The 3,229-nt window shown below is 73.9% G+C and carries 1 protein-coding gene; it reads right to left on the bottom strand.

Going from position 1 to position 3,229, the window contains the following annotated elements:
* Positions 1-2,645: toxin glutamine deamidase domain-containing protein (locus IEZ12_RS37090; RefSeq protein ID WP_268250309.1), on the bottom strand; the 2,645-nt coding region annotated here is incomplete at its 3' end.
* Between the last annotated feature and the right edge of the window lie 584 nt (positions 2,646-3,229).

The raw sequence follows: 3,229 nt of genomic DNA, 5'->3' as shown, positions 1-3,229 counted from the left end.
GGCGGAGCCGACGGCGGGCCGCCGTGACTCGACGCGACATGCGGCGGCGCGGGCGGAGCCGACGGCGGGCCGCCGTGGGTCGACGGGGCGGGCGGCGGCGTGGGCACGGCGCCGCTGTTCGAGGACGAGGACTCCGGCGCCGGGGTGCCGGTCGGCGGCACGTGCTCGTTGCCCGCAGCGGTGTCGGCCTTGGCCGCGTGCGCTTCCAGGAACGCCTTCGCGAAGTTGTTCCGGGCCTTGTTGTCGCCGGCGTAGCGACCGGAGTCGAGCTCCTCCTTGATCCGGCCGAACAGCTCCCTCTCGTTGGGCGTGCCGTGCTGCGAGAGCTGCTCGGCCGCCTTCCAGTAGTCCTCCGGCGGCACCCGGAACTTCTTGAAGCCCGGGTCGGCCTCCTTGAGCGCGCCCTTGGCGACGTCGGCGGCCTTGCTGGACAGCCCGCCCTGCCCGTCGGCCGGGACGTACTCCTTGCGGAGGTTGCCGCCCTCGCCGACGAACTTCGACTCGTTGGTGAAGATGTTGTGGTATTCGATCAGCGCGGGGTTGGTCGTCGACTTGTCGATGCCGAAGCCGTCCAGGACCTGCTTGTGGTGGCCCAGTTCGTGCTGGATCACGTGTTCCTGGTTGAACCCGCCCACCGCGGTCGACTGGTTGACGACGAGGATCCCGGGGCGACCGTCCTTCGGGCCGATGTAGGCGCCTTCGCCCATGCGGCGGACGAAGTCGGTGGCGGAGCTGTGGTCGCCGGTCCGGCCGCCGTCGATGTGCCCCAGAGTGAGGTCGAGCGTCTCCGACGGGAGCTTGTCCTTGCCGACGACTCCGCTCGTGTAGTCCTTGAGCGGGGTGGAGACGGTGGCGCCCTCCGGCACGAACACCATGACCGGGAGGCGGTCCTCCGGGATGCCCAGCGTCCGGCCGTAGTCCGCCATCCGCTCGGGGGTGGGGACGTGCGCCTCGGTGAGGTCCGGCACGTCGTCGGTGGCGCCGGGCGAGTCGTCCGGCTGGTGCTCCTCCGGGTTCGGAGAGGTGTCGGAGTTGTCGGAGTCCTGCCTGGTCTCGACCGGGTGGTCGTCGGCGCCCTGGTGGCGGTCCGGGTGCTCGGTCTCCGGCTTCGGAGTGGCCTCGGGCTTCGGCCGGGTCTCGGCGTTCGGGGCCGTCTCCGGCTTCGGAGCGGTCTCCGGCTTCGGGGCGGTCTCGGTGCGCGGGCCGCCCTGGTGGTTGCCGCTGTTCGCCGCGGAGTTGGGACGGTCGGTGGGGTGCAGGGCGGTGCCGTCCGGCTTCAGCGGGACGGCGAACAGGCCGCCCTCGCCCGCGTACAGCGGCTTGTCGCTGGTGCGGCCCATCTGCGGGTCGACGTAGACGATCCTGCCGTCCTGGTTGACCGCGTTCCAGGCGTGCGAGCGGCCTTCGCCGTCGGCGCTGATGATCAGCGCCTGCGATCCGGGTCCGCTGGTGAGCAGCGTGTCCTGCAGCTTGGCGTGCCCGTCCGGGCCCGCGCCCAGGTGCTCGAACCGGCCGCCGAGCGACTGCTCGATCCGGTCCCGGCCGCCCTTCTCGCCGGCGCCGTTGTTCTCCACGCGCGGCGCGGCCGGCGTGGGGTGACCGTCGTAGGTGTCCTTGAACGACAGGGCCGCGTCGGCGCAGTTGTTGTTGCGGCCCGGCGCCCGGTGGCCGTCGCCGTTGAGCTGCTTGACCCAGTCGCCCTCCGAGGGGTCGGGGTGGGTCTTCGGCTTGCCGTTCGCGTCGTGCGGGACGGCGTCCTCGATCCGCTGCCGGTCGTGCGCGGTGGGCTCCTTCAGCCCGCCGGGCTTGTCGATCGGACGCTTGTCCGTCGCGCGCGGATGCTGCTCGCCCCCGTGCTCGGGGGCAGGACGCTCGTGCGGCTGCTGCTCGTGCGGGGTCGTCGGCCCGTTGTGCTCGGTGGGCTTCGGGGCCGAAGCGTGCTGCTGCGCCGGCGCGGGATGCGTCTCCGGCGAGGTGCCGCGACCGCCGCCCGGGCGCAGCGTGCCGCCGCCGCTGCCCTGCTGGTGGTTGCCGACGGTCCCGCCGGTGTTGGCGGGCCGGGGCGCGGCGGAGGTCGCCGACGCGTCGGGACGTGCGCCGCCACCGGTGTGGCTGCCGCCGCCACCGACCGGACCGGGGGTGAAGCCGGCCCCGCCCATCGGCGGAACGGCGGTCTGGTTCGGGCTCTGCGCACCGGAGTTCGGCCCGGTGTCGCCGAGCCCGTCGGGCATGCCCTGGCCCGGAACGGTCGCCGCGTCGGGACGCGGCAGGGTCGCACTGCGGGCACCGTCGAGGTGCGTGCCACCACCGCTGCTGCCACCGCCGTGGCCGGACGAGGACGCCGCACTCGCGAGGTGCGCCGCGCCGCCCAGTACGCCGGACAGGTTGGGAACCGGCCCTGCGGCGGCCGGACGCGAGGTGCTGTCGTCCCCGGACGGCTGGACGGAGTCCCGGTCGTTCGCCGAACTCTCGCGTCCCGCCGAGGAGTTGTCGTGCGCGGGACGGCTCGGCTCCTGGCTCGACAGCGGTTCGTGCGTCGACGGCCGCACCGCCTGCGGCTCCTCGCGGACCGGCGCACCGGACTCCCGCGAATCCGGACGGACGGTCTGCCCCTCCGCCTCGTGCCGAACCGGCTGCTCATGCACCGGACGGCTCGGCTCCTGCCCCGACAACGGCTCGTGCGTCGACGGCCGCACCGGCTGCGGCTCCTCGTGCGCGGGGCGCGACGGAGTCTGCTCGGCGACCGGCTCCCGGGTCGGCCGGGTCGCCTCGGGCTGCTCGTGGGTCCGGCCACCGCCGGCCGACTGCTCGTGCGCCGGCGGAGCCTGCTCATGGCTACGGCCACCACCGCCGGTCCCCTCGGAGTGGGACGGCGGAGCCTGCTCGTGGCTCCGGCCAGCACCACCGGCCGACTGCTCGTGCGTCGGCGGAGCCGGCTCGTGGCTTCGACCACCACCGCCGGTCCCCTCGGAGTGGGACGGCGGGGCGTCGCCGCCGCTGCGGCCGGAGCCGAACGGGGACAGGCCACCGACCCTGGACTCCCCCGAACCCGAGTTTCCGCCGCCCGAGTGGGAGCTGCTGGGCTCGAACCCGTCCGAACGCGACTTGCTGCCAGCCGAATTGGATCCGTTGGTGTCCCAGCCGTCCGAACGCGACTTGCTGCCGGACGAGTTGGATCCGTTGGTGTCCCAGCCGTCCGAACGCGACTTGCTGCCGGACGAGTTGGAGT

Origin of the sequence: Kitasatospora griseola (assembly GCF_014648555.1) — a bacterium.
Classification (GTDB): domain Bacteria; phylum Actinomycetota; class Actinomycetes; order Streptomycetales; family Streptomycetaceae; genus Kitasatospora; species Kitasatospora griseola.
Note: the sequence above shows the minus strand (reverse complement) of the source record. Positions and strands in the feature narration are given on the sequence as shown.